Raw genomic sequence first — 26,086 nt, 5'->3', positions numbered from 1 at the left:
GCAATGTCATCGTGGAGCTGGCAACCGCCTGAGGTGTGTCGGGTTTGCGCGTTCGCTTCGCGGTCTGCATGAGCATGCGGGCGCTCCGTCTTCCACAGGAGGAGGGGCCGGGGGCGATTTGCGGGGGACCAAGGGTGGGTTGATGTCGACTCGCGGGCCTTGAGGGACAAGACTGGCAGGCTGTCGGTCGTGGCGCGGTCAGTCGCGCCCGGCCCCTGTCCTCTCCCGTTCCGGTGCAGCCCATGGAAGACGTCGGCTTCGTCCATCTCAGAACCCACTCGGCCTATTCCCTGCTTGAGGGTGCGCTGCCGCTCGGCAAGCTGATCGACCTTGCCAAGGGCGACCGGCAACCAGCCATCGCGGTCACGGACACGGCCAATCTCTTCGGCGCCCTCGAATTCTCCGAGAAGGCCTGGGGCGCCGGTATCCAGCCCGTTGTCGGCGTGCAGATCCCGGTCGACTTTCTCGACGGCGGCGTGAAGCGCGGGCGCGAAACGGTACATCTCGGCGAGGTGGTGCTGCTGGCGGCCGATGATGACGGTTACGCCAATCTCATGGACATCGTCAGCCGGGCCTATCTCGATACCGATCCGGCCGTGCGGGCCCATGTCACGATTGACCGGCTGTGCGATCACGCTGCCGGCGTGATCCTGCTGACCGGCGGGGCGCTCGGGCCGATCGGCCAGGCCGTGATCGCGGGCGATGCCGACAAGGCGCACGCGCGGCTGAGCCGCCTGCGGGAGGGCTTTGGCGACAGGCTCTATCTGGAGATCCAGCGCCACGGCACGCCGGAGGAGGCGGCAAGCGAGGCCGGAATGGTGGCCGCCGCCTATGATCTCGGCGTTCCTCTGGTGGCGACCAACGAGCCTTTCTTCGCCACCGCCGACGACTACGAGGCGCATGACGCGCTGATCTGCATTTCCGAAAGCCGGGTGATCGCCGAGGACGACCGGCGCCGGCTGACGGCGGAGCACCGCTTCAAGACCCGCGCGGAGATGATGGAGCTGTTCTCCGACGTGCCGGAGGCGCTCGCCTCCAGCGTCGAGATCGCGCGCCGCTGCACCACCCGTCCGCTCAAGCGCAAGCCGATCCTGCCGCAGTTCGCCGGCGCCTCGGAGGATCCCGAGGCCGTGTTCGCCGCCGAGGTTGCCGAGCTTCAGCGTCAGGCGCGCGAGGGCCTGAAGAACCGTCTCGACCAGCATGGCACCTCGCCGGACACGCCCGAGGAGGACTACTGGAAGCGTCTCGACTACGAGCTCGGCATCATCGAGCGGATGCGCTTCCCCGGCTACTTCCTCATCGTTGCCGACTTCATCAAGTGGGCAAAGGCGCATGACATTCCCGTCGGGCCGGGCCGCGGCTCCGGTGCGGGTTCGCTCGTCGCATGGTCGTTGACCATTACCGACCTCGATCCAATGCGTTATGCGCTTCTGTTCGAGCGATTTCTTAATCCCGAGCGCGTCTCGATGCCGGATTTCGACATCGATTTCTGCCAGAACCGGCGCGAAGAGGTCATCCGCTACGTCCAGGAGAAGTACGGTCGCGCGCAGGTGGCGCAGATCATCACCTTCGGAACGCTCCAGGCGCGGGCCGTGCTGCGCGACGTCGGTCGCGTCCTGCAGATGCCCTATGGCCAGGTCGACCGCCTGTCCAAGATGGTGCCGGCGGCGCCGGGGCAGCAGGTGACGCTCGAGCAGGCGATCCGGGACGAGCCGCGTCTCCAGGAGGCGCGCGACGACGACGAGACGGTCGCTCGCCTTTTGAGGATGGCGCAGAAGCTCGAGGGGCTCTACCGCCACGCCTCGACCCATGCCGCTGGCGTGGTGATCGGCGACCGGCCGCTGGAGCAGCTCGTGCCGCTCTATCGCGATCCGCGCTCCGACATGCCCGTCGCCCAGTTCAACATGAAGTGGGTCGAACAGGCCGGGCTGGTGAAGTTCGACTTTCTCGGCCTGAAGACGCTGACGGTGATCGACACGGCGGTCAAGCTCATCGCCGACAAGGGGATCACGGTCGACATGGCCGGCCTGCCCATGGACGACCCGGCGACGTACCGCCTGCTCGCCGCCGGCGAGACGGTCGGTGTGTTCCAGCTTGAAAGTCAGGGCATGCGGCGTGCCATCGCCGGCATGAAGCCCGACCGTTTCGAGGACATCATCGCGCTGGTGGCGCTGTACCGGCCGGGCCCGATGGACAACATCCCGGTCTACAACGCGGTCAAGCATGGCGAGCAGGAGGCGGATTATCTTCATCCGCTCCTGGAGCCGATCCTGAAGGAGACGAACGGCATCATCGTCTACCAGGAGCAGGTGATGCAGATCGCCCAGGTGCTGTCGGGCTACTCGCTCGGCGAAGCCGACCTGCTGCGCCGCGCCATGGGCAAGAAGATCGCCGCCGAGATGGAGGTGCAGCGCGCCCGCTTCGTCGACGGTGCCGTCGAGCGCGGCGTCGACAAGGGGCAGGCGGGCACGATCTTCGACCTGGTGGCCAAGTTCGCCAACTACGGCTTCAACAAGTCGCACGCCGCCGCCTATGCGCTCGTCTCGTATCACACGGCCTGGCTGAAGGCGAACCACCCGGTCGAGTTCATGGCCGCGTCCATGACCCTCGATCTCGGCAACACCGACAAGCTGTCCGACTTCTGCGTCGAGGCGAAGCGCATGGGGATCGAGGTGCTGCCGCCCTGCGTCAACCGCTCCGGCGTGCACTTCACGGTGGAGGACGGCGCGGTGCGCTACGCGATGGGCGCGATCAAGGGGGTTGGCGAGGGCGCCGTCGAGCACATTATCGAGATGCGCGGCGACAAGCCCTTTGCAAGCCTCGGGGACTTCGCCAGCCGGGTCAGCGCCAAACAGCTCAACAAGCGCATCCTCGAAAGCCTTATCAATGCGGGCGCCTTCGACGCGCTGGAGAAGAACCGCGCCCGGGTGGTCGCCGGCATCGACCGCATCATCGGCGTTGCGCAGCGCACCGAGGAACAGGCGATCAGCGGTCAGAACGATATGTTCGGCGGCGGGCCGGCGGGCGAGCACGTGCATCTGCCGGAGACGGACGCCTGGCTTGCCGAGGAGCAACTCCAGCGCGAACAGGGGGCGATCGGCTTCTATCTCTCCGCCCATCCGCTCGACGCCTACATGCCGCTCCTGCAGCGGATGCGCGTGCAGATGTGGAACGAGTTCGCGCAGGCCGTGAAGCAGGGGGCAAGCGCGGGCCGGCTGGCCGGCACCGTGCTGTCGCGCCAGGAGCGCAAGACCCGGTCCGGCAACCGCATGGGCATCGTGCGCCTGTCGGACCCGACGGGCCAGTATGAGGCGCTGCTGTTCTCCGAGGCGCTGGCGCAGTTCCGCGACGCAGTCGAGCCGGGGCGCTCGGTGGTGCTGCTGGTCGGCGCCGACATGCGCGACGATGAGCCGAGCCTGCGGATCCAGTCGGTGCGACCGCTGGAGGAGGAGGCCTCCCGCGTCCAGCAGAGCCTCACGGTGTTCCTGCAGGGCATGGACGCGGCCCGCCGCCTTCCGCGTCACCTGGGCGAGCGCGGGGAGGGCGAGGTGAGCGTGGTCGTGCTGCTCGAGGACGGACGTCGCGAGGTGGAGGTTAAGCTCCCCGGCGGCTTCCGCCTGACGCCGCAACTGGCCGGCGCGATGAAGACGATTCCGGGCGTGGTGAACGTCGAACTTGCCTGACGTTGCGGCATCTTGTTTCGAAAAGGCGTGAATTCGGGCGGTTTGCGGGCTTGTCTTGTGGCGCGGCGGCGACTATAACGCGCGCATTCCACACGCAGGGTTCGGTTTTCGTCACGGACGGGGTCCATCCGGTGTCGGCGCGCGAGCGAGGGCACTCCCTGCGGAGGTACAACCGGAAAAACCAGGAGAAGCAAGGCCATGGCCCTGCCCGAGTTCACGATGCGCCAGCTGCTGGAAGCCGGCGTCCACTTCGGCCACCAGAAGCACCGCTGGAACCCGAAGATGGGTCCCTATATCTTCGGCGTCCGCAACAACATCCACATTCTCGACCTCGCCCAGACCGTGCCGCTGATGCACCAGGCTCTGAAGGCGGTGTCGGACAAGGTCGCAGCCGGTGGCCGCGTGCTGATCGTCGGTACCAAGCGCCAGGCGCAGGAAGCGGTTGCCGAGTCGGCCCGCCGTTCGGCCCAGTACCACGTCAACGCCCGCTGGCTTGGCGGCATGCTGACCAACTGGAAGACCATCTCCCAGTCGATCCAGCGCCTGCGCAAGGTCGAGGAGACCCTGAGCAACCCGGCCGGTCTGACGAAGAAGGAGCGCCTGTTCCTCGATCGTGAGCGCGAGAAGCTCGAGCGCAACCTCGGCGGCATCAAGGACATGGGCGGCCTGCCGGACCTGATCTTCGTGATTGACACGAATCGCGAGGCCATCGCGATTCAGGAAGCGCGCCGTCTCGGCATTCCGGTCGCCGCGATCGTCGATTCGAACTGCGATCCGGACGGCATCGACTACCCGGTTCCGGGCAATGACGACGCCGGCCGCGCCATCGCGCTGTACTGCGACCTGATCGCGCGCGCCGCCATCGACGGCATCTCGCGTGCCCAGGGTGGCATGGGCCTGGACGTCGGCGCCGCCGAGGAGGCTCCGCTGGAGCCGGCCCTCGAGGCCGAGACGCCCGCCGAGGAAGTGCCTGCTGCGGCTGCCGAAGAGGCGCCTGCACAGGCTCAGTAAAGATGGTTGGCGCCGGCGGAAAATTTCTGCCGGCTGCCGTCCCTCGGACGTCCTGTCATAAACCTTACGTGAGGCCTCGGCTAAGCCTGCCGGGGTGAACACCCGTCAACGAGGCGACTTATGAGCATTACCGCTGCAATGGTGAAGGAGCTCCGCGAGAAGACCGGCGCGGGCATGATGGACTGCAAGGCAGCCCTGACCGAGAACAACGGCGACATGGAAGCGGCCATCGACTGGCTGCGGACCAAGGGTCTCGCCAAGGCGGCCAAGAAGGCCGGTCGCGTCGCGGCCGAGGGTCTGGTCGGTGTGGCCTCCGAGGGCGCCAAGGCTGCCGTCGTCGAGCTGAACTCCGAGACCGACTTCGTGGCCCGCAACGAGGCCTTCCAGGCCCTGGTCGCCGGTACGTCCAAGGCGGCTCTCTCCGTGGACGGCGACGTCGAGGCGCTTGCCGCCGCTTCGTTCCCGGGCAGCGACAAGACCGTCGAGGGCGAGATCAAGGAAGCGATCGCGACCATCGGCGAGAACATGTCGCTGCGCCGCACCGCGACGCTGGCCGTTTCCAAGGGCGCGGTCGCGTCCTACGTCCACGGCTCGATCGCCGAGGGCCTGGGCAAGATCGGCGTGCTGGTCGCCATGGAGTCCGAGGGCGATGCCGAGGCGGTCAACACGTTCGGCCGCAAGATCGCGATGCATGTCGCTGCCACCAACCCGCTGTCGCTGGGTGTCGAGGATCTCGACCCGGAGGTCGTGGACCGCGAGCGCCAGATCTTCTCCGAGCAGGCGCGCGAGTCGGGCAAGCCGGACAACATCATCGAGAAGATGGTCGAGGGCCGCATCCGCAAGTTCTATGAGGAAGTCACGCTGACCAAGCAGGCTTTCGTCATGGATCCGGACAAGACCGTCGAGCAGGCCGTCGAGGCTTTCGCCAAGGATCTGGGCAGCCCGGTGAAGCTCGTCGGCTTCGTCCGCTTTGCTCTCGGCGAGGGCATCGAGAAGGAAGAGACGGATTTCGCCGCGGAAGTCGCGGCGGCGGTGGGCAACTAAGCCCAATCAGCAAAAATCGGGCGCCGGTCAAACCGGCGCCTTTTTTCTGTGGGGAGACGGCTGGGGGCATCCGCGGCCGTTTTGCCATGCCGGGTGCCCGGCGGCCCCGCAAGACAACCATAACGGCGAGAAAACAATGTCGAGAAAACTTCGCTGGCGGCGCGTGCTCGTGAAACTTTCGGGTGAGGCGCTCATGGGTTCCCAGGACTTCGGGATCGATCCCGAGACGGTGGGCCGGGTGGCCAAGGAAATTGCCGAGGCGGTCAGCCTCGGAGCCCAGGTCGGCGTCGTGGTTGGCGGCGGCAACATCTTCCGCGGCGTGGCCGTGGCCGCCAAGGGCGGCAATCGCGTGACCGGTGACCACATGGGCATGCTGGCCACCGTCATGAACTCGCTGACGCTCGCCGACGCCCTGCGCCGGCTCGGGGTTCCGGCCCGCGTTCTGTCCGCCGTGCCGGTGCCCTCCATCTGCGAGACCTTCACCCAGCGCAGCGCCGAGCGCTACATGGAGGATGGCGACGTGATCGTCTTCGCCGGCGGCACGGGCAATCCCTTCTTCACCACCGACAGCGGCGCGGCCCTTCGCGCGGCTGAAATGCGCTGCGATGCCTTCCTCAAGGGCACGAGCGTCGACGGCGTCTACTCCGACGATCCCAAGAAGGTGCCGGACGCCGAGCGCTACGAGACGCTGACGCCGGGCGAGGTGCTTGGCCGCGATCTCAAGGTTATGGACGCGACGGCGATCGCGCTCGCCCGCGACAACGCCATTCCGGTGATCGTCTTCTCGATCCGCACGCCCGGCGCGCTTGTCGACGTGATGAACGGGGTCGGCCGTTACACGGTCATCTCCGACTAGGAGCAAGCGGCGACGCTGGCCTTGCCCTTGCGCGAGGACGGTCAGACTTTGTGGGGTTCCGTTTGGGGGCAACCTGCGCCTGAGGCCTCTTGAGGTCGGGAACCGCTTGCGTTTCCCCCGTCCGTCATGGAAATAAGACGCAACGAGACCACGTCCCCGGGGCGGGGCGTCGCGAACCAAAGACAATCGGAGACAGGACAATGGCCGACCAGGAGCTGGACTACGCGGATCTCGAGCGCCGCATGACGGGTGCTCTCACGTCGCTGAAGACCGATCTGGCGGGCCTGCGCACCGGCCGTGCCTCGGCCAACATGCTGGATCCGGTCACGGTCGAGGCCTACGGCTCGCAGATGCCGCTCAACCAGGTTGCTACCGTGAGCGTTCCCGAGCCGCGCATGATCTCCGTGGCGGTCTGGGACAAGACGATGGTCGGCAAGGTCGAGCGCGCCATCCGCGATTCGAATCTGGGTCTCAACCCGGTCGTCGACGGCACCAACCTGCGTCTTCCGATCCCCGAGCTCAACGAGGAGCGCCGCAAGGATCTCATCAAGATCGCGCACAAGTATGCGGAGCAGTCCAAGGTGGCCGTGCGCCATGTTCGCCGCGACGGCATGGACAAGCTGAAGAAGCTCGAGAAGGATGGCGACATGAGCGAGGACGACAGCCGCGTCGCGTCCGATCGCGTCCAGAAGATGACCGACGAGATGATCGCCGAGATCGACCAGATCCTCGCAAGGAAGGAACAGGAAATCTCCCAGGTCTGAGGCCTTGATGGAGGGTGGGGGCCCGGGGAAGGAGCGATCTATGACGGTGACGGCAGATATGGACGCCTCCGCGGCGGCGGAAGCGGACGCGCGGCACGGCGTGCCGCGTCATGTCGCCGTGATCATGGATGGCAACGGCCGGTGGGCTCTCTCCCGCGGCCTGCCGCGCACCGAAGGGCACCGCGCCGGGGTGGCGGCGCTGCGGCGCATCGTCAGCCACAGCGCGAAGCGCGGCGTCGAATGCCTCACCATCTTCAGCTTCTCCTCCGAGAACTGGAACCGCCCGGCCGCCGAGGTTGGGTTTCTCATGACCCTTCTCGAGCGGTTCGTGCGACGTGACCTTGCCGAGATCCACCGCCAGAACGTGCGGGTGACCATGATCGGCGAGCGCGAGGGCCTTGAGCCGCGCATTCTCGGCCTCATCGAGGAGGGCGAGGCGCTTACCCGTGACAACACCGGCATGACCCTCGTCGTCGCGTTCAACTACGGCGCGCGCAACGAGATCGCGCGCGCGGCGCGCAAGCTTGCGGAGGAGGTCGCTTCCGGTGCGCTGGCGCTGGACGACGTGAACGAGGCGAGCCTGGGGGCGCGTCTGGACACCGCCGCGCTGCCCGATCCCGATCTCGTGATCCGGACCAGCGGCGAACAGCGCCTGTCCAACTTCCTGTTGTGGCAGGTGGCCTACGCCGAATTCTATTTCTCCGAACTGCACTGGCCCGATTTCGACGAGGCGGCGCTGGATGCGGCGTTCGCATCCTTTGCCGCGCGTGACCGCCGCTTTGGCGCACTGTCCGCGAAAGTGGCGAGATGACCCCGCCCGCCGGACGCGAAGGCGGACAGGGGCCCAGCGAACTGGTGCTTCGGGTCGCGTCCGCGGCCCTTCTCGTTCCCCTTGCACTGGCCGTGATCTGGCTGGGCGGCTGGCCCTTCGCGGTCCTGGCGGCCCTGTGCGCCATGCTTCTTCTGCGCGAGTGGTCGGTGATCGTTGGCGCCGGCAACGCTTATGTGCTCGCGGCCTTCTCCCACGCCGGCGTTCTGGCCACCCTTGTCCTTGCCATGATGTCCCTGGTGCCCTGGGCATTGGCGCTGCTGTTTGCCCTGGCGGCGGTCGTGTTCCTGGCGGGGCTTGCGTTCGGGCGCGCGCCCGAACGCTGGGTGTCGCTCGGCGTCCTGTATTCCGGCCTGACGGGTATCGTGCTCGTCCTCGTGCGCGAGGGGCATTTCGGGGCGTTGCTGATTCTCTTCCTGTTCCTCGTCGTCTGGGTGACCGATATCGCGGCCTATTTCGTCGGGCGGCGTCTCGGCGGTCCGAAGCTCTGGCGCCGCGTGTCGCCGGGGAAGACCTGGAGTGGGGCCGTCGGCGGTTTTCTGGCCGCTCTTGTCGCGGGGTATGGCGTGGCGCTTGCCGGCGGTGTTTCCTCGCCGCTTGCCTGGGTTGTCGCGTCCGGCCTGCTGTCGATCTTCTCCCAGTTGGGGGACCTGTTTGAATCCGCGCTCAAGCGGCGCTTCGGCGTCAAGGATTCCGGCCGCATCATTCCCGGTCACGGTGGTGTCATGGACCGCATCGACGGACTTGTCGGCGCCGCCATCCTGGGCTACGCGCTGGCGCTTGCGCTCGGCGCGCCGATGCTCGATCCGGCCGCCGTTCTGGTGCAGATGAAAGGACTCTAGACCGTGACCCGCGAACCGGACATGACGGGCGCGCCGGCTGTCGGCGCGGCCGGCGAACCTGTGCCTGTCCGCGACCGACCGCTGCGCCTTTCGGTCTTCGGCGCCACCGGGTCGATCGGCGCGAGCACGCTCGATCTCGTCACCCGTGCGCCGGAGGCCTTCGAGGTCGACGTGGTTGCCGGCGGCAGCAATGCCGAGGTCCTGGCGCGGGCCGCGCTGCGCGTCGGCGCCCGCCATGCCGTGATTGCTGATCCGGGCGGTCTGGAAGCCTTGCGCGAGGCTCTTGCCGGAACATCGGTGACCGTCGCCGCCGGCGAGGAAGCCGTTGTCGAGGCGGCGGCGCGCCCGGCGGACATGATGGTGGCCGCCATCGTCGGGGCGGCCGGTCTGCGCCCGACGCTCGAGGCGGCGCGGCGGGGCACCACGATCGCGCTTGCCAACAAGGAATGCCTCGTGTGTGCGGGCGAGCTTTTCCTCGACGCCGCGCGGCGGGGAGGCGCTCGCATTCTTCCGGTCGATTCGGAGCACAGCGCGATCTTCCAGGTCTTCGAGCGGCAGAACTTCGACCAGATAGAGACGCTGACGCTCACCGCCTCCGGCGGTCCGTTCCGCACCCTTTCGCTGGACGAGATGCGCGACGTGACGCCGGAGCGCGCGCTGCGTCATCCCAACTGGAGCATGGGCGCCCGCATTTCCATCGACAGCGCCACGATGATGAACAAGGGCTTCGAGATCATCGAGGCCCGCCATCTCTTCGCGCTGCCGCTGGATCGCATCGACGTTCTGGTTCACCCGCAGTCCATCGTGCATGGCATGGTGCATTACCGGGACGGTTCGGTTCTGGCCCAACTCGGTCCGCCGGACATGCGCGCGCCCATCGCGCACTGCCTTGCCTGGCCCCGCCGCATGGAGACCCCGTGCGAACGCCTTGATCTCGCCGCATTGGCAACGCTCACCTTCGAGGCGCCGGATCCCGTTCGCTTTCCCGCCCTCCGGCTCGCGCGTGAGGCGCTGGAGCTCGGGACGGCCGCGACCGCGGCCCTGAATGCGGCCGACGAGGTGCTCGTCGCCGCGTTCCTGGCCGGGCGGATCGGGTTTCTCGACATTGCCGCGCGTGCGGAGCAGACGCTCGAGCGGCTTGACGCTGCCGGAGCGCTTGCCGCGCCCGGGGATGTCGCGGACGTGCTGGAGACGGACCGGCGCGCGCGCGAGGTCGCCGGCTCTCTGGCGGAGGCGGCAAACGCCGGGTGATGTCGTGAAACGGCCGCGAACCGCTTGTTAACGTACCCGCACGACACTGTCGGGCGACTTGGGAGTGGAAATGGAACTGATCGGATCGCTCTTCGGATCGGCTGCGGGGTATCTCCTGCCGTTTCTCTTTGTCCTGACGGTCGTGGTGTTCTTCCACGAGCTCGGGCACTTCCTCGTTGCGCGCTGGTGCGGCGTGCGCGTCACGGCATTTTCGGTCGGTTTCGGTCCCGAGCTCTTCGGTCGCAACGATCGCCATGGCACCCGCTGGAAGCTTTCCGCCATTCCGCTCGGCGGCTACGTGAAGTTCGCCGGTGACGAGAACGAGGCGAGCGTGCCGGACAACGAGGCGCTGGCCGCCATGTCCGAGGAAGAGCGGGCAGGGGCCTTCCAGGCCAAGTCGGTCGCGCGTCGCGCGGCCATCGTCGCGGCCGGCCCCATCGCCAATTTCATTCTCGCCATTGTCATCTTCTCGGTGCTCTTCGGCACGCTGGGGCGGTCCGACATCAGCGCCCGCGTGGACGCGGTGAAGCCCGACAGCGCAGCGGCCGAGGCCGGTCTGGCGCCGGGAGACCTTGTCGTGGGCATCGACGGGGAGCCGATCCAGACCTTCACGGACCTGCAGCGGATCATCAGCTTCCATGCCGGCCAGACGCTCTCCATGGAGGTCGACCGGGGAGGCGAGCGCGTGACGCTGGACGTCACGCCGCGCCGCGAGGAGATCACCGACCGTTTCGGCAATGTGCAGAGCGTGGGCCTTCTGGGTGTGAGCCGCTCCCCGAGTGCCGATGACGTCGTCACCCGTCACTTCGGTCCGCTGGAAGCCGTGGGCGAGGGAGTGAAGGAAACCTGGTTCGTCGTCACCCGCACGGCCGGCTATCTGTCGCGCGTGGTGACGGGACGCGAATCCGCCGACCAACTCGGCGGTCCGATCCGCGTGGCGCAGATCTCCGGCCAGGTGGCGACGCTTGGAATCGCGGCGCTCATCAACCTGACGGCGGTTCTGTCGATCAGCATCGGTCTGCTGAACCTCCTGCCGATCCCCATGCTTGATGGCGGGCACCTGTTGTTCTATGCCGCCGAGGCCCTGCGCGGCAAGCCGCTGAGCGAGCGCGTGCAGGAGTACGGTTTCCGGGTGGGAATCGCCATCGTGCTGTTTCTCATGGTCTTCGCGACCTGGAACGACATGGTGCGGCTGACGTCTCTTTGAGACCAAGCGTGTCCCGGGTGCAACGATCGGGGCGGAAAGACGGAGGGGCTGGTCTCGGCGGTTGCGTCTGCGGGAAAAGCCTGTAAAACGACTGACGGATATAAAGAATCTGGACCGAAACTGACGCGTTTCCGGCGTGTTCCGGTCCTCGCGGAAAAAACGAAAGCGAAGCGTTTTTATGCAGCGTAGGCACAAACTGACCAAAACGCTCCTGGTGTCGGCCCTGATGGGCGGCGTGATGCCTGTGATTCCGGCGTCGCTGCCGGTCATCGGTGTTTCCCAGGCCGAGGCCGCGGTTGCGAACCGGATCGAGGTCCGGGGCAACACCCGCATCGAGGCGTCGACGGTCGAGAGCTACCTGACCATTTCGCGAGGGCGCCGCTACGGCCCGGCGGATGTCGACGAGTCCCTCAAGACCCTCTTCGCAACGGGTCTGTTCGAGGACGTCAAGATTTCGCAGCAGGGCGGAACCCTTGTTGTCACCGTAGTCGAGAATCCGATGGTCAACCGGATCTCCTTCGAGGGCAACAAACGCCTGTCCGACAAGACGCTCGAGGGTGTCGTGCGCACCCAGGAGCGCTCGATGCTGACCCGTGCCAAGGTTCAGTCGGACGTCCAGAACGTGCTGGAGGCCTATCGTCGCTCCGGTCGCTATCGCGCGACCGTCGAGCCGAAGATCATCTCCCGCTCGAACAACCGTGTCGATCTCGTGTTCGAGATCAACGAGGGTGATCGCACCGGCATCGAGCGCATCACGTTCATCGGCAACACCAAGTTCAGCGACGGGCGTCTTCGCGATGTCGTCCGCACGCGCCAGAGCGGTCTGCTGAGCTTCCTGCGCACCACCGACAACTTCGATCCCGACCGGCTCGATGCCGACCAGGAGCTTCTGCGCCAGTTCTACTACCGCCACGGCTATGCGGATTTCCGCATCGTGTCGGCGGTGGCCGACCTCGACCGCGAGGAGAACGTCTTCTATGTGACGTTCACTGTGGAAGAGGGTGAACAGTACACCTACGGCGATATCGATCTCCAGACGACGCTGCAGGATGTGGATCCCGAGGAATTGCGCCGCAAGCTGCGCACTGATCCGGGTGACACCTATTCCTCGCTCGAGGTCGAGAAGTCGCTCGAGGATCTGACCCTCGACGTCTCGCGTCAGGGTTATGCCTTCGCGCAGATCCGTCCCCGCGCCGAGCGCGACTACGAGAACCGCACGATCTCGCTGACCTACTACATCGAGGAAGGTCCTCGTGTGTATGTCGAGCGCATCAACGTGCGCGGCAACGACCGTACCCGCGAGTACGTCATCCGTCGCGAGTTCGATCTGGCCGAGGGCGACGCGTTCAACCGCGTTCTCATCGACAAGGCCGAGCGCCGGCTGAAGGACCTGCAGTTCTTCAAGGACGTGCGTATCACCACCGAGCGCGGCAGCTCGCCGGACAAGATCATCGTCAACGTCGACGTGGTCGAGCAGCCCACGGGTGAGGTCGGCTTCGGTGTGGGTTACTCCACGTCGGACGGCGTCATCGGCGACGTGACCATCCAGGAGAAGAACTTCCTCGGCCGTGGTCAGTTCGTGCGCGCCCGCATCGCCGGCGGCACCTCGACCCAGTCCTACGAGTTCGCGTTCACCGAGCCGTATTTCCTCGGTCGCCGTATCTCGCTCTCGCTCGACGCCTACCGTCGCGCCTACGAGAAGAACGACTACCGCAACTACGATCTCACCACGACCGGCGGATCCATCGGTTTCGGTCTTCCGCTTCGCGATGACGAACTGCGCCTGAACCTAGTCTACCGTGTGTTCGACCAGGATCTGCAGCAGAAGAACACGTCGCTCTCCAACGGTCTCATGTCCTCGCTCGGACACAACCTGACCTCGGCGATCGGCTACTCGCTGGTCTATGACACCCGTGACAGCCGCACGAATCCGCGCGACGGCTTCTACGCCAGCTTCGGCCAGGAGTTTGCCGGTCTTGGTGGCGACTCGCGCTACATTTCGACCACGGTCGATGCGCGGGCCTACAAGGAGCTCCTGCCGGAGTGGGGCGTCATCGGTATCGCCCGCCTGGGTGGTGGTTACATCACCGGCATTGCGGGCAAGTCGCTGCGCGCCTCGGAGCAGTTCCAGCACAACGATGTGTGGCTGCGCGGCTTCGAGCCTCAGGGCATCGGCCCGCGTGACTCGACCACGGGCGATGCACTCGGTGGCCGCTGGTACATGCATGCTAACCTCGAGGCCGAGTTCCCGATCTTCGGTCTGCCCAAGGAGCTTGGTCTGAGCGGCGCCGTCTTCACCGACTTCGGCTCCGTGTGGAACACGGATCCGGCGATCGCCAACTGCGTGGTTGTCGCGAACGGTTGCGGTGGCTCCCAGCCGGCCGGCCAGGTCCTGTCCGATGGCTTCGATCCCCGCCTGTCGGCCGGTTTCGGCGTCAAGTGGGCCTCCCCGTTCGGTCCGCTGCGCGCCGACTTCGCCTGGCCGATCATCAAGCAGACCGGCGACCGCACGCAGGTCTTCCGCATTGGTGGCGGCACGCGCTTCTGACGAGGTCGCCGCCGCGACATGAACCCCGGCCGCCGCACCCCGGCGGCCGGATTTGTTATGGGCAGTGCCATGAGCGATCCGGTTTTCCTTCCGCCATTCGATCCCGTTCCGGTGGCCACGCTGGCCGAATGGGTGGGTGGCGAGCTTCCGCGTGACGGCGGCGAGGTCGAGATCGCGGCGGTCGGACCGCTCGAGGATTCCGCTCCCGGCCAGCTCGTTTTCTTCGACAATGTGAAGTATCTGCCGATGCTCGCCGAAACGCGGGCAGCGGCCTGCCTCGTTGCCAGGCGGTTCGCGGACAAGGTGCCGGACGGTGTCGTGCCGATCGTGGTCGGCGAACCGTATCGTGCCTGGGGCATGATCCTGGGGCGGCTTTATCCCGCCTCCATGCGCCCGCCGGTGATCGATGCGAGCGAGGGTGTGTCCGAGTTCGCGCGCGTGTCGGACAGCGCCACCCTCGAGGCCGGTGTCGTGGTCGAGGCCGGTGTCGTCATTGGTGCCGGCGCGGAAATCGGCGCGGGCACGCGCATTCAGGCCAATGCGGTGATCGGTCCGGGCGTGCGCATCGGACGTGACTGCTCCATCGGCGCCAATGCGGTTCTTCAGTACGCGCTGCTCGGCGACCGCGTGATCCTGCATCCCGGCGTGTGCGTCGGTCAGGACGGGTTCGGTTTCGCCATGGGCGCGGCGGGCCATCTCAAGGTGCCGCAGATCGGCCGGGTGATCATCCAGAACGACGTCGAGGTCGGTGCCAACACGACCGTGGACCGCGGCGCGAACCGCGACACGATCGTGGGTGAGGGCACCAAGATCGACAATCAGGTGCAGATTGGCCACAACGTCGTGATCGGTCGGCACTGCGTGATCGTTTCCCAGGTCGGGATTTCCGGCAGCGCCACCCTGCAGGACTATGTCGCCATCGGCGGCCAGTCGGGCGTGCGAGGCCATGTCACGATCGGCATGGGCGCGCAGATTGCCGCCGTCAGCGTTGTCGAGGGAGACGTTCCCGCCGGCGCACGCTATGGCGGTGTGCCGGCAAAGCCGGTAAAGGTCTGGTTCCGTGAGGTCATGACCTTGAGTAAGCTGGCGGAGCGGGGGCTGGGTGACCGTCCCGCGCGCAAGAACAAGGACGAGAAGAGTTGAGGACGTCGAGATGAGCGAGGGCGGGGCGACGGTGCTGGACAGCGCCGACATCATGCGCATCCTGGAACTGCTGCCGCACAGGTATCCGTTCCTGATGGTTGACCGTATCGTCGACATGAAGGGCGACGAGGCGGCTGTCGGTATCAAGAACGTGACCGCCAACGAGCCGCACTTCCAGGGGCATTTCCCCGGGCAGCCGGTGATGCCGGGCGTGCTCATCATAGAGGGCATGGCCCAGACGGCGGGCGCGCTCTGCGTCAACTCGCGCGGGCAGGGCGGCAAGCCGACGCTGGTCTATTTCATGACCATCGACAAGGCCAAGTTCCGCAAGCCGGTGCTTCCGGGCGACAGGCTCGAGTACCACATGAAGAAGATCCGCAACCGGACGAACATCTGGAAGTTCGACGGCGTCGCCCTGGTGGACGGCGTGAAGGTCGCGGAAGCCGAGATCAGCGCCATGCTGGTGGACGGATGAGGCAAGAGTGATGGGTGAAGGGTTGCATCCGACGGCAGTCGTCGAGGATGGCGCGCGTCTGGGAGAAGGTGTGCGCATCGGCCCCTTCTGCCACGTCGGGGCGGATGTGGAGCTTGGCGACGGCGTCGAGCTCAAGTCGCATGTGGTCGTGGCCGGGCGCACCAGCATCGGTGCGCGCACGATCGTGTTTCCCTTCGCCTCGCTCGGCCATCAGGCCCAGGATCTCAAGTACAGGGGCGAGGAGGCGAGCCTCGCGATCGGCAGCGACTGCATGATCCGCGAGGGCGTCACCATGAACGCCGGCACCGAGGGCGGCGGCGGCGAAACAATTGTCGGCAATCGCTGCGCCTTCCTGGCGAATTCCCATGTCGGCCACGATTCGCGCCTGGGCGACGGGGTGGTCCTGTCCAACAACGTGATGATCGCCGGCCATGTGAGCGTTGGCAATCACGTGATCATGGGCGGCGGCGCGGCCGTGATCCAGTTCACGCGCGTCGGGGACAATGCCTTCGTGGGCGGTCTTGCCGGGCTTGAGAACGACCTTATTCCCTTTGGCATGGTCATGGGCAACCGGGCAAAGCTGAACGGCCTCAACCTGGTGGGCCTGAAGCGGCATGGCTATCCGCGTGAGGAAATCCATGCGCTGCGGGCCGCCTACCGTGAGCTTTTCGAAAGCGGTGAGGGAACGCTGCGCCAGCGCGCCGAGGCGCTCGCCGGCGCCCATGAGGCGGGCACGCTCGTGCGCCGGGTGACCGACTTTATCCTGGCGGACTCCGACCGTCGTTTCTGCACTCCCGATCCGGACGCCTGAACCGTGACCGCGCCGGGCGCCTTCGCCAGGGGCACCGATGACGGTGCGGCGTCGCTCGCGCCCGTCGGGGTCATCTGCGGCAGCGGACGCCTTCCGCTCGAGGTCGTTGCCGCGGCGCGCGCGCGCGGGCGAAAGGTGGTGCCCGTCGCCATCGAGGGCGAGGCGGATCCCGCGATCGATGTCCTGTCGCCCACATGGCTCGGGTTCGGCCAGATCGGCAAGCTCGCCGATCTTCTGACCCGCGAGGGCTGCCGCGATCTGGTGATGATCGGCGGCATCGCGAAACGTCCGGACATGCGCAAGATCATTGGTGACTTCGGCACCATGCGCCGTCTCCCCAGGATCGTCGCGACGCTTGTCGGCGGCGACGACAGCCTGCTGAAGAAGGTCATCCGCCTGTTCGAGGAGGAGGGGTTCCGCGTTATCGGCGCCCATGAGATCGCGCCCGACCTTCTGGCGGGAGCGGGCCCGCTTGCCGGCCCGGAGCCTGCGGCCGAGGTCGCGGCGGAACTGGCCCTGGCCGTACGCGCGGTCGTCGACCTGGGTCGCCTCGACATCGGCCAGGCGGCGGTGGTCGTCGGCAGCCGCGTGATCGCGGTGGAAGCGGCGGAAGGCACGGATGCCATGCTGCGACGCTGCGCCGAGGTTCGCGCGGCGGGACGCGTGCGCCGGAAGGGAGGCGTGCTGGTGAAATGCGCCAAGCCGCAACAGGATCTACGGGTCGATCTGCCGGCCATCGGGCCCGATACGGTCCGCCTCGCCCGTGAGGCAGGGCTTTCCGGAATCGGCATCGAGGCCGGCCACGTTCTCGTCGCGGAGCGCGAGGCGACGCTTGCGGCCGCGCGAGAGAACGGCATGTTCATCTATGGTGTCGCGCCGCTCGCGCACCGCTCCGGGGGGCAGGCTGATGAGTGAAGCGGCCGTTGCACGCCCATTGAAGGTGTATTTCGTCGTCGGCGAGGAATCGGGCGATCAGCTTGCCGCCCCGCTCATGCGCGCACTGCGCGCCCGTCTCGATGGCAACGTGGTGTTTCGTGGCGTTGCCGGCGACCGGATGATCGCCGAGGGCATGGAGACGCTGTTTCCCATCGACGATATTGCCGTCATGGGACTGAGCGCGGTTCTCGGCCGGTTGCCGACCATCGTGCGGCGCGTCTACCAGACCGTAGACGATGTCATCGCGACCGATCCGGACGTGCTGGTCATCATCGACAGTCCCGATTTCACCCACAACGTCGCCAAGAGGGTCCGCAAGCGCGCGCCGCACATCCGCATCGTCGACTATGTCTCGCCTTCGGTGTGGGCCTGGCGGCCCGGCAGGGCGCGCAAGATGGCGGTCTATGTCGACCGGCTTCTGGCGATCCTGCCTTTCGAGCCGGCGGTGCATGAGCGCCTTGGCGGCCCCCGGACGGACTACGTGGGGCACTCCATCATCGAGAACGCCGCGCGGATGCGCCCGCGCGAGGGAGAACGCGCGGATCTGGCCTCCGGTGGCGCGCCGGTGCTTCTGGTGCTGCCCGGGAGCCGGGGCAGCGAGCTGTCGCGATTGCTGAAGGACTTCGGCGCGGGGGTGGCCATCATCGCCCGCGCGCATCCCGATCTCGAGATCGTGCTTCCCGCCGTGACGCGTCACAAGGCGCGCATCGAGGCGGAGGTCGCGTCCTGGGAGGTGCCGGTGACGGTGGTCTCCGGAGAGGAGGACAAGCTGTCGGCCTTCCGCAGGGCCCATGCGGCGCTTGCGGCGTCCGGCACGGTGACGCTCGAACTGGCGATTGCCGGCGTCCCCATGGCGGTGGCCTACAAGCTCGACTGGTTCTATCGCCGTATCAAGGACCTGAACCGGTTTCTTCCCATCGCCTCCGTGACGTCGATGGTGCTGCCCAACATCATCCTGGGCGAGAATGTCGTGCCGGAATATCTCGATGACGGTGCCAATCCGCAGGCACTTGCGGAGGCCGTCTCGCCGTTGCTGGAGGACGGGCCGCAGCGCGCCCGCCAACTCGACGCGTTCGCCCGCCTTGACGAGCACATGCGGCTTGACGGGGGCGAGAGCCAGGCCGGAGCCGCCGCGCGCATCGTCGCCGAGGTTGCCCAGGGCTCCGGGCGCTCCGATGCGCCGTCCGCCTGACTGTCACCCTTTGACGGGGTTGCAGGTCAGGTCATAGCTGGTCGACTCGACGATTTCGGAGCGGGTGTCCTTGTCGACGCTGCCCTCTTCATAGGCGAGCGCCATGTCCGAAAGGCGGAGCCGGGCAGCCTCTGCATAATCGACACTGAAGTTCAGCGCGGTGTTTAGCTCCACGTTTCCCTGATGTTGCTCATACTCGACGCAGTCGGCGGCCTCGAGGTCGTCGTGAAACGATCCGTCGTCGTACTTCAGGATGCGGCCAAACCGCACGCAGGCCTGGCGCTTGGAAAAATCGAAGTCGATGGTGGCCAGGCCGTTGTCGGTTTCGCTCCGGATCTCCTTGCCACCGGTAAACAGCGAGCCGGCAAAGAAGTAGACGTGTTTGCCGGTACAGCGCAGGGAGGCCTTGCCGGTCTTTTCGAGTGTGAAACCCGCTGTCGTGGGGCCCGACGGAGAGGTCGGCTCTCCGAACAGGCGTGCGGGGATCCGGGTGGCGTCACGCAGCATTGCGCGCGTCAGGATGGACATGTCTCCGCCCGTCAGTACAAGGGCTACCCGTGTGGTCGGGGTGGCCCACCACACGAAGGCGGCCGCGACCAGTGCCGCGGCGGCGACCGCGTGGCGGCGTTTCGTGCGCGACGCTTGTATCTCCATGCGCGGCCGTGCTTCTGCATGGGGTGGTTCGGCGGCGGCTTTCCCTGCCTTCGGTTCGGGCGGTTGCTCCGGGTCCGGGGCGGCGGGCCTTGCCGGCGGCAGGTCCGCGTCCGCCACTTCGAGGGTCACGAGCGCGGTGCGCTCGTTCAGCGTCGTTCCGCTGAGCGTTGCGTTTCGCACGATCAGCGCATCGAAGGGTGCGGCAAGCCTGATGTTTCCCTTCGCGCCTTCAAGGCGGACGATGGCCGTTCCGCGCGTTACGCGGGTGCCCGGGGCATGAAGATATTCGGCGATGCGCAAGGGATAGACACCGGCGTCGGCTGGAGAGAACACGTTGATCTGGCGAGCCATCTGCGGGATCCGGGAGAGCGGGGCGACGAAGAAGATTAGCGCCGCTCCGTCCTTGCGCAACGACAAAAAAAGGCCGCCCCGAAGGGCGGCCTTTCGTATTCTCGTCGGGAGCGGCTCCCGTGATCAGCGGCGCTGAGCGATCGGCGTGTAGTCGCGCGGTCCCGAGCCCGTGTAGAGCTGGCGCGGACGGCCGATCTTCTGGGACGGATCCTCGACCATTTCCTTCCACTGGGCGATCCAGCCGACCGTGCGCGCGAGGGCGAACAGCACCGTGAACATGGTGGTCGGGAAGCCGAGCGCACGCAGCGTGATACCGGAGTAGAAGTCGATGTTCGGGTAGAGCTTCTTCTCCACGAAGTACTCGTCGCTGAGCGCGATCTTCTCCAGCTCCATGGCAACGTCCAGAAGCGGATCGTCACGGATGCCGAGCTCGGCCAGCACCTCGTGCGTGGTCTTCTGCATGATGCGGGCGCGCGGGTCGTAGTTCTTGTAGACCCGGTGACCGAAGCCCATCAGACGGAACGGATCGTTCTTGTCCTTGGCGCGCGCGATGAACTCCGGAATGCGGTCGACCGACCCGATCTCGGAGAGCATCGTGAGCGCCGCCTCGTTGGCGCCGCCGTGTGCCGGGCCCCAGAGGCAGGCGATGCCGGCCGCGATGCAGGCGAACGGGTTGGCGCCCGACGAGCCGGCGAGACGGACGGTCGAGGTCGAGGCGTTCTGCTCGTGGTCGGCATGGAGGATGAAGATCCGGTCCATGGCGCGCGCGAGCACCGGGTTCACCTTGTACTCCTCGCAGGGGACGGCGAAGCACATGTGCAGGAAGTTCGACGCGTAGTCGAGGTCGTTGCGCGGATACACGAACGGCTGGCCGACGTGGTACTTGTAGGCCATGGCCGCAAGCGTCGGCATCTTCGCGATCATGCGCAGGGACGCGACCATGCGCTGGTGCGGATCCGAGATGTCGGTGGAGTCATGGTAGAATGCCGAGAGCGCGCCCACGGTGCCTACCATTATTGCCATCGGATGGGCGTCCCGACGGAAGCCGGTGAAGAAGCGCGACATCTGCTCGTGGATCATCGTGTGATAGGTCACGCGATGCACGAAGTCGTCCTTCTGCGCCTTGGTCGGCAGCTCGCCGTAGAGCAGCAGGTAGCAGCTCTCCAGGAAGTCACCGTGTTCGGCCAGCTGCTCGATCGGATAGCCGCGATAGAGCAGGGTGCCCTCGTCGCCGTCGATGTAGGTGATCGCGGACTCGCACGACGCCGTGGAGGTGAAGCCGGGATCATAGGTAAAGCAGCCGGTGTCGCGGTACAGCGCGCCGATGTCGAGCACGTCCGGTCCGACGGACCCCTCGCGCATGGCGAGATCATAGGACGTGTCGCCGATGGTCAGCTTGGCAGTCTTGTCGCTCATATAGGCTACCCCCATTTGAGAGATGGGCGCCGTGCGCATCCCCGGCCCGGTTTCCGTATAAGGAGGACGGAGCCGAACGCACGGCGGGAGGAAAGGTCGGATGTTGCGTATCCCATTTGCCGACAACCCGCAAGCGCGCGGGACTGGTGCAAAGGTCGCATGGTGAGCGTGGCGTCACCTTTGGCGCGGGCGGAACCTTGCGTGCCGCTTGGGCAGGTCCGTCCGCGCCGGATTTTTCAGGCTCCGGCCTGATCGCGAATGCGGGCGAGCGATTCCGCCCGGCTCAGCACGTCCAGAACGTCGAAAACGGGCGGCGAGGTGGTGCGCCCGGTCAGCGCCGCGCGCAGCGGTTGCGCCACCTTGCCGAGCTTGAGGTCCTTTTCCTCGGCGAAGGCGCGCACGCAGGCCTCGGTGGTTTCGGCGGTGAACTCCTGAAGCGCGTCGAAACGCTCCGCGATCTCGCCGAGCATGGCCCGTGCCGCCTCGTCGAGCTGCTTGTCCGCCTTGGCGTCGAGCGAAAGCGGGCGGCTGGCCCAGAGGTAGCCGGCGCTGTCGACAAGCTCCACCAGCGTCTTGGCGCGCTCCTTGAGACCGGGGAGGGCGGCGCGGAACTTCGCCTCGTTCCCGGGGCTCGCGAGCCACTCGATCACCGGAGCGCCGTTCTCGGCATGGGGCAGATAGGCGGCGAGATCGCCCATCAGCGCCTCGATGCTTGCGTCCCGCATGTAGTGGCCGTTGAGATTCTCCAGCTTGGTCATGTCGAAACGCGACGGCGAGCGGCCGATGGCGTCGAGATCGAACCAGGAGATCATGTCGTCGGTGGAGAAGATCTCGTCGTCGCCGTGGCTCCAGCCCAGGCGGGCGAGATAGTTGCGCATGGCCGCCGGCAGGAAGCCCATGGCGCGATAGGCCTCGGCGCCGAGCGCGCCGTGGCGCTTGGACAGCTTCGCCCCGTCCGGCCCGTGGATCAGCGGGATATGCGCCATGACCGGCACGTCCCAGCCGAGCGCCTTGTAGATCAGCGTCTGGCGGGCGGCGTTGGTGAGATGGTCGTCACCGCGCACGATATGGGTGACGCCCATGTCGTGATCGTCCACGACCACCGCCAGCATGTAGGTCGGCGTGCCGTCGGAACGCAGCAGGACGAGGTCGTCCAGGTTCTCGTTCTGGAACACCACGCGTCCCTGCACCTTGTCGTCGATGACCGTTTCACCTTCCACCGGCGCCTTGAGCCGGATGGCGGGGGAAACGCCGGCCGGCGCCTCGGACGGGTCGCGGTCACGCCAGCGCCCGTCGTAGCGCGGCGGCAGGCCCTTGGCCTTCTGCTCCTCGCGCATGGCGGCAAGGTCTTCCTGCGTGGCGTAGCAGCGGTAGGCCATGCCGCGCGCCAGAAGCTCCTCGGCCACCTCGCGATGGCGCTCGGCGCGCGCGAACTGGGAGATCGGCTCGCCGTCCCAGTCCAGGCCGAGCCAGGTCAGTCCGTCGAGGATCGCGGCGATCGCCGCATCGGTCGAGCGTTCGCGGTCGGTGTCCTCGATGCGCAGCAGCATCCTGCCGCCGAAACGCTTGGCATAGAGCCAGTTGAAGAGCGCGGTGCGCGCGCCGCCGATGTGCAGGAAGCCGGTCGGCGAGGGAGCGAAACGCGTGACGACGGGAGCGGTCATGAAGGGCCTTATCGTTCTTCGGTCAGATCGTGGACGTGCCTTGGTCGTGTCCTCGGCGGATCGGGTGTCGGCCTCCGGCCCCGGAAGGAGGGCGGCCGGCACGACATGCGGCACGAGCCAGGCCACGGTGCAACCGCGTATTGGCAAGAATGGCATCTTGCGCGTGTGTCGGGTTGCATTGCACGCTGCCTGGGCCATGTGCGGCGGATCACCGTTTAGCATGGCCCTTTGCCGCTTCCCAAGGCCGAAATCCGCGTTGCCCGGTGTGGGGCGCGAGAGGATGGCCTCCACGCGAGGGGGGAGTGAGGGTGGCTCCCGCGCCGTGCCAGGGGATCTGGCGTCACCGGACCGCGACAGCACAGCCGGCGACCGCCAGGCGGGCAACGGAGACGGCGGACAGGCGGGCAACGGAGACGCGGGCAATGTGAACGCAGGCGGACGCCGGGGGGCAGCCGATGGCAGCGGGGAGCCGGGACGGTGGCCGCCGACGCGCGACGGCCGGGGCGGGGGATGACGACGGCGCCGCTCCGGGACCGGACGGAGCCGACACGATCGCGCCTGACGGCAAGGCGCCTGACGGCAAGGCTTTCGATGAGAAGACCCGTGCCCGTGGCGCGCGGCGGTTCGCCTCGCTCGCGGCCATTCTTGAGAGCCGGCGGCGCGAGCGGCGTTTTCGGGAAATCCTTGCAGACGAGGGGGACGAGCCTGGAGGCCCCTTCGTTCGCCGGATCCGGGCGGGCGTCCGGCGCGATCTGGAGGAGGGGCGCGGCCTTTCCTGGGCGAGCCTTGCCGTCGTCGCGGGGATTGCCGGGTATTTCGCCCTGCCGGCGGAGCCGTCGGCCCTTGTCGTTTGCCTGATCTCTCTCGTGTTCCTCGCGCTTGCTGTTCATGCGAGGCGGCGCGGAAGGAGTGGAGCCGTGTTCCTGCTCGCCGGGCTGCTGCTTGGCGGCGTGGGCGCGGGGGCGCTGCGCACAGCGCTTGTGGCGGCACCGGTTCTTGAGCGGGCACGCTCGCTCGCGGTCTCGGGATTCGTCGAGACGGTCGAGCAACGCCCGGGATCGCTGCGCCTGACGCTTCTGCTGCGCGAGGCCGGACGGCTACGGGCGGCCGAAATGCCCCGGCGCGTTCGTGTCACCCTGCGCGGGCGGCTCGGCGATCCGCCTCCGCGCGTGGGGACCGCCGTCTCCTTGCGCGCGCGCCTGATGCCGCCACCGGATGCGGTGATGCCGGGCGGCTATGACTTCGCCTTCCGCGCCTATTTCGCGCGTCTCGGCGCGACCGGTTTCGCCTTCACGGCGCCGCGCGAGATCGATCTCGGACCACCGCCCGTCCGCCTGAGGCTTTCCGCCGGGCTTGCGGACCTGCGGGGCGGGATCGCATCGCGCATCGCCGCCGCGCTCGGGCGCGACACGGTGGCCGGCGCGCTTGCCGTGGCGCTGATCGTCGGTGATCGCAGTGCCATTCCACCGGAGGTGACGGAGGTGCTGCGCACGACCGGCCTTGCGCATATCCTCGCGATTTCCGGACTGCACATGGCGCTGTTTTCCGGTGCGGTCTTCTTCGTGGTGCGCGCCGGGCTGGCACTCATGCGCGAGGTTTCCGACACGAAACCGATCGACCTGTGGGCGGCCGGCGCGGCCCTGGCCGCCGCCGCATTCTACCTTGCGATCTCGGGCGCCTCGGTCGCGACACAGCGCGCCTTCGTGATGACGGCTCTCGTGCTTGCCGGCCGCATGGCCGGGCGGCGCGCCCTGACGCTCAGGAACGCGGCCATCGCCGCGCTGCTGATCCTGCTGCCCGCGCCCGAATCCCTGCTCGACCCCGGCTTCCAGATGTCCTTCGCCGCCGTGGTCGCACTGATTGCCGCCTATGAGGGATTGCGCCGCATCCTGCGCGCCCGCGAGCGGAGCGACCGGGCGGCCACCGTGACGGCGGGTGCCCTGTCCGGTGGCGTCGCTCGCTGGTTCGGGGCCCTGCTGCTGACATCGCTTGTCGCGGGTCTAGCGACCGGAGCGATCGGCGCCTTCCACTTCCACCGGGTGGCGCCGCTCGGTCCTCTGGTCAACCTGCTTGCAATGCCGCTGGTGACGCTTGTCGTCATGCCCATGGCGGTCCTGGCGCTGGCACTGCTGCCGTTCGGGCTCGAGGTGCTGCCGCTGACCCTGATGGGCCTGGCGCTCGACCGGGTCGTCGCGGTTGCCACATGGGCGGACCAGTGGACGCCGGCGGAGGGCGTCGTTGGTGCCCCCTCGCTGATCGCGACGCTGCTTTTCGTGCTTGCCGGAGGTGTCCTGTGCCTCGCGCCGGGGGGCGCGCGTCGTCTGGCGCTTGTGCCCTTTCTCGCCGCCATCGGCCTGCAGGCGGTCCATCGCCAGCCGGATCTCCTGATTGCTTCGGATGGTGACGTGATCGCGCTTCGGGATGCGGACGGGCGGCTGCGGGTGAGTGCGCGTCCGGGAAGCTTCCTGTCCGGGATGTGGCTGCGGGCCGAGGGTGTTCCGTCGGCCGATCACGGGTCCCACGCGCTTGCGCGCGGCGGTGCCTATCCCCTTGCACGCGGAGGAGCACCGCCAGGCGACGGGGGCCGTGCGGCCATGTCCTGCGATCCAGGCGGTTGCGTCGCCCTTGCCCACGGTCCGGGGGGAGGGAGTGCCTTCGAGGGGATCGGGCGGCCTGATGGCAGCAGCCACGACCGCAGCAGGCATGAGGAGGGCGATTCAGGCATCAAATCAGGGGAGCGGATGACGAGGGCCGCAAGCCTGCGCCCCACTACAAGCTCGGGCCCCACTACAAGCCCGGGCGCCTCAAGCATGAGCGCTTCCGCGAACCCGGCCAGTTCTGCAGGCAGAAACGACTTCGGCGACCAGAGTCGCTTCGGAGGCCAGAGCCGCTTTGGAGTTCAGGGCGGTTTTGGCGCGCATGACCCGTATGACCCGCATGACGCAGGGCATGTCCCGCGCGCGCTGGTGTTGGCCCTGACACGAAAGCCCGAGGCGCTTGTCGGGGACTGCGCCAGGGCGGACATCCTGGTCACCCCGCTCCAGGCGCCGGCGGATTGCGCCGCGCCGATCGTCTTCGATGGCCCGCGCCTTGCTCGCGACGGCGCGGTCGCGCTGTATCTCGATCCGCGACCACCGGACGCCAAGGAAGTTGGCCTGCGCGAAACCACGACGGGACACCGCACACGCGACGGGCTGCCGTTCAGCGTGCTTGCGCGCGTCACCTATGAAACCACGCGTCCCTGGACGCCGCGTGCCCGCGCCACACCAGTCGTGTCACCGGCCTACGCCCCGGATGAGGACGACTGGCCGGCCTTCATGCGTCGCGATGCTCCGGACCTTGCCGCGTTCGAAACGACGCCATGAGGCTTTCCGTCGACCGCAGATCGCCGACGACCCGCCGGCACCCC

General features: G+C 67.2%; 19 protein-coding genes. 16 read left to right on the top strand and 3 right to left on the bottom strand.

Annotation, left to right across the window (positions count from 1 at the left end; translation table 11 throughout):
• The first annotated feature begins 242 nt into the window (after nt 1–242).
• From dnaE to lpxB, 15 genes are all read left to right on the top strand, one after another.
• Complete coding sequence (dnaE, locus tag ACYX4S_RS09555; protein WP_476362736.1) at nt 243–3,683, top strand: DNA polymerase III subunit alpha; 3,441 nt, start codon at nt 243–245, stop codon at nt 3,681–3,683.
• Nucleotides 3,684–3,881: 198 nt separating this feature from the next.
• On the top strand, nt 3,882–4,694 hold the full coding sequence (gene rpsB / locus ACYX4S_RS09550) for a 30S ribosomal protein S2 (protein ID WP_476362735.1): 813 nt from the start codon (nt 3,882–3,884) through the stop codon (nt 4,692–4,694).
• 120 nt (nt 4,695–4,814) lie between these two features.
• Nucleotides 4,815–5,738, top strand: coding sequence for a translation elongation factor Ts (gene tsf / locus ACYX4S_RS09545; protein WP_476362734.1), 924 nt, complete (start codon nt 4,815–4,817; stop codon nt 5,736–5,738).
• Between the two features lie 136 nt (nt 5,739–5,874).
• Nucleotides 5,875–6,594 carry a UMP kinase gene (gene pyrH, locus ACYX4S_RS09540; protein WP_293723188.1) on the top strand — a complete coding sequence of 240 codons (720 nt, stop codon included), beginning with the start codon at nt 5,875–5,877 and terminating at the stop codon, nt 6,592–6,594.
• Nucleotides 6,595–6,794: 200 nt separating this feature from the next.
• Nucleotides 6,795–7,358: a ribosome recycling factor gene (frr, locus tag ACYX4S_RS09535; protein WP_293723191.1), complete on the top strand. Its 564-nt coding sequence runs from the start codon at nt 6,795–6,797 to the stop codon at nt 7,356–7,358.
• Nucleotides 7,359–7,398: 40 nt separating this feature from the next.
• On the top strand, nt 7,399–8,169 hold the full coding sequence (locus tag ACYX4S_RS09530) for an isoprenyl transferase (RefSeq protein WP_476362733.1): 771 nt from the start codon (nt 7,399–7,401) through the stop codon (nt 8,167–8,169).
• Entirely contained in the window at nt 8,166–9,029 is an 864-nt protein-coding gene (locus ACYX4S_RS09525) for a phosphatidate cytidylyltransferase (RefSeq protein WP_476362732.1), read from the top strand. Before ACYX4S_RS09530 ends, ACYX4S_RS09525 begins: the two co-directional genes overlap by 4 nt.
• A gap of 3 nt (nt 9,030–9,032) precedes the next feature.
• Nucleotides 9,033–10,280 carry a 1-deoxy-D-xylulose-5-phosphate reductoisomerase gene (gene dxr, locus ACYX4S_RS09520; RefSeq protein ID WP_476362731.1) on the top strand — a complete coding sequence of 416 codons (1,248 nt, stop codon included), beginning with the start codon at nt 9,033–9,035 and terminating at the stop codon, nt 10,278–10,280.
• A gap of 70 nt (nt 10,281–10,350) precedes the next feature.
• Entirely contained in the window at nt 10,351–11,487 is a 1,137-nt protein-coding gene (gene rseP / locus ACYX4S_RS09515; RefSeq protein WP_476362730.1) for an RIP metalloprotease RseP, read from the top strand.
• Between the two features lie 178 nt (nt 11,488–11,665).
• Entirely contained in the window at nt 11,666–14,035 is a 2,370-nt protein-coding gene (bamA, locus tag ACYX4S_RS09510; RefSeq protein ID WP_476362729.1) for an outer membrane protein assembly factor BamA, read from the top strand.
• Nucleotides 14,036–14,104: 69 nt separating this feature from the next.
• Nucleotides 14,105–15,178 carry a UDP-3-O-(3-hydroxymyristoyl)glucosamine N-acyltransferase gene (gene lpxD, locus ACYX4S_RS09505; RefSeq protein WP_476362728.1) on the top strand — a complete coding sequence of 358 codons (1,074 nt, stop codon included), beginning with the start codon at nt 14,105–14,107 and terminating at the stop codon, nt 15,176–15,178.
• A gap of 10 nt (nt 15,179–15,188) precedes the next feature.
• Complete coding sequence (gene fabZ, locus ACYX4S_RS09500) at nt 15,189–15,653, top strand: 3-hydroxyacyl-ACP dehydratase FabZ (RefSeq protein WP_293723205.1); 465 nt, start codon at nt 15,189–15,191, stop codon at nt 15,651–15,653.
• A 10-nt stretch (nt 15,654–15,663) separates the two neighbouring features.
• The gene (lpxA, locus tag ACYX4S_RS09495; RefSeq protein WP_476362727.1) at nt 15,664–16,464 is read left to right on the top strand and encodes an acyl-ACP--UDP-N-acetylglucosamine O-acyltransferase; all 801 of its coding nucleotides are present in this window, start codon (nt 15,664–15,666) and stop codon (nt 16,462–16,464) included.
• Between the two features lie 3 nt (nt 16,465–16,467).
• Entirely contained in the window at nt 16,468–17,379 is a 912-nt protein-coding gene (locus tag ACYX4S_RS09490; protein ID WP_476362726.1) for an LpxI family protein, read from the top strand.
• Complete coding sequence (gene lpxB / locus ACYX4S_RS09485; protein ID WP_476362725.1) at nt 17,372–18,592, top strand: lipid-A-disaccharide synthase; 1,221 nt, start codon at nt 17,372–17,374, stop codon at nt 18,590–18,592. The genes ACYX4S_RS09490 and lpxB overlap by 8 nt, the downstream gene beginning before the upstream one ends.
• Before the next feature lie 3 nt (nt 18,593–18,595).
• Here the strand turns inward: lpxB and ACYX4S_RS09480 are convergent, their stop codons facing one another.
• The 3 genes from ACYX4S_RS09480 to gltX form a co-directional block, all read right to left on the bottom strand.
• Nucleotides 18,596–19,597, bottom strand: a complete 1,002-nt coding sequence (locus ACYX4S_RS09480; RefSeq protein ID WP_476362724.1) for a hypothetical protein — start codon at nt 19,595–19,597, stop codon at nt 18,596–18,598.
• Between the two features lie 123 nt (nt 19,598–19,720).
• Nucleotides 19,721–21,013, bottom strand: a complete 1,293-nt coding sequence (gene gltA, locus ACYX4S_RS09475) for a citrate synthase (RefSeq protein WP_293723213.1) — start codon at nt 21,011–21,013, stop codon at nt 19,721–19,723.
• A 236-nt stretch (nt 21,014–21,249) separates the two neighbouring features.
• On the bottom strand, nt 21,250–22,677 hold the full coding sequence (gltX, locus tag ACYX4S_RS09470; protein ID WP_476362723.1) for a glutamate--tRNA ligase: 1,428 nt from the start codon (nt 22,675–22,677) through the stop codon (nt 21,250–21,252).
• Nucleotides 22,678–23,132: 455 nt separating this feature from the next.
• Between gltX and ACYX4S_RS09465 the strand changes: the two genes are divergently transcribed.
• Nucleotides 23,133–26,042, top strand: a complete 2,910-nt coding sequence (locus tag ACYX4S_RS09465; protein WP_476362722.1) for a ComEC/Rec2 family competence protein — start codon at nt 23,133–23,135, stop codon at nt 26,040–26,042.
• The last annotated feature ends 44 nt before the right edge of the window (nt 26,043–26,086 follow it).

The sequence above is a fragment of the Stappia sp. ABD4_338 genome, from assembly GCF_056312175.1.
The sequence above is the reverse complement of the archived record's forward strand: the minus strand, read 5'-3'. Positions and strand labels throughout refer to the sequence as shown.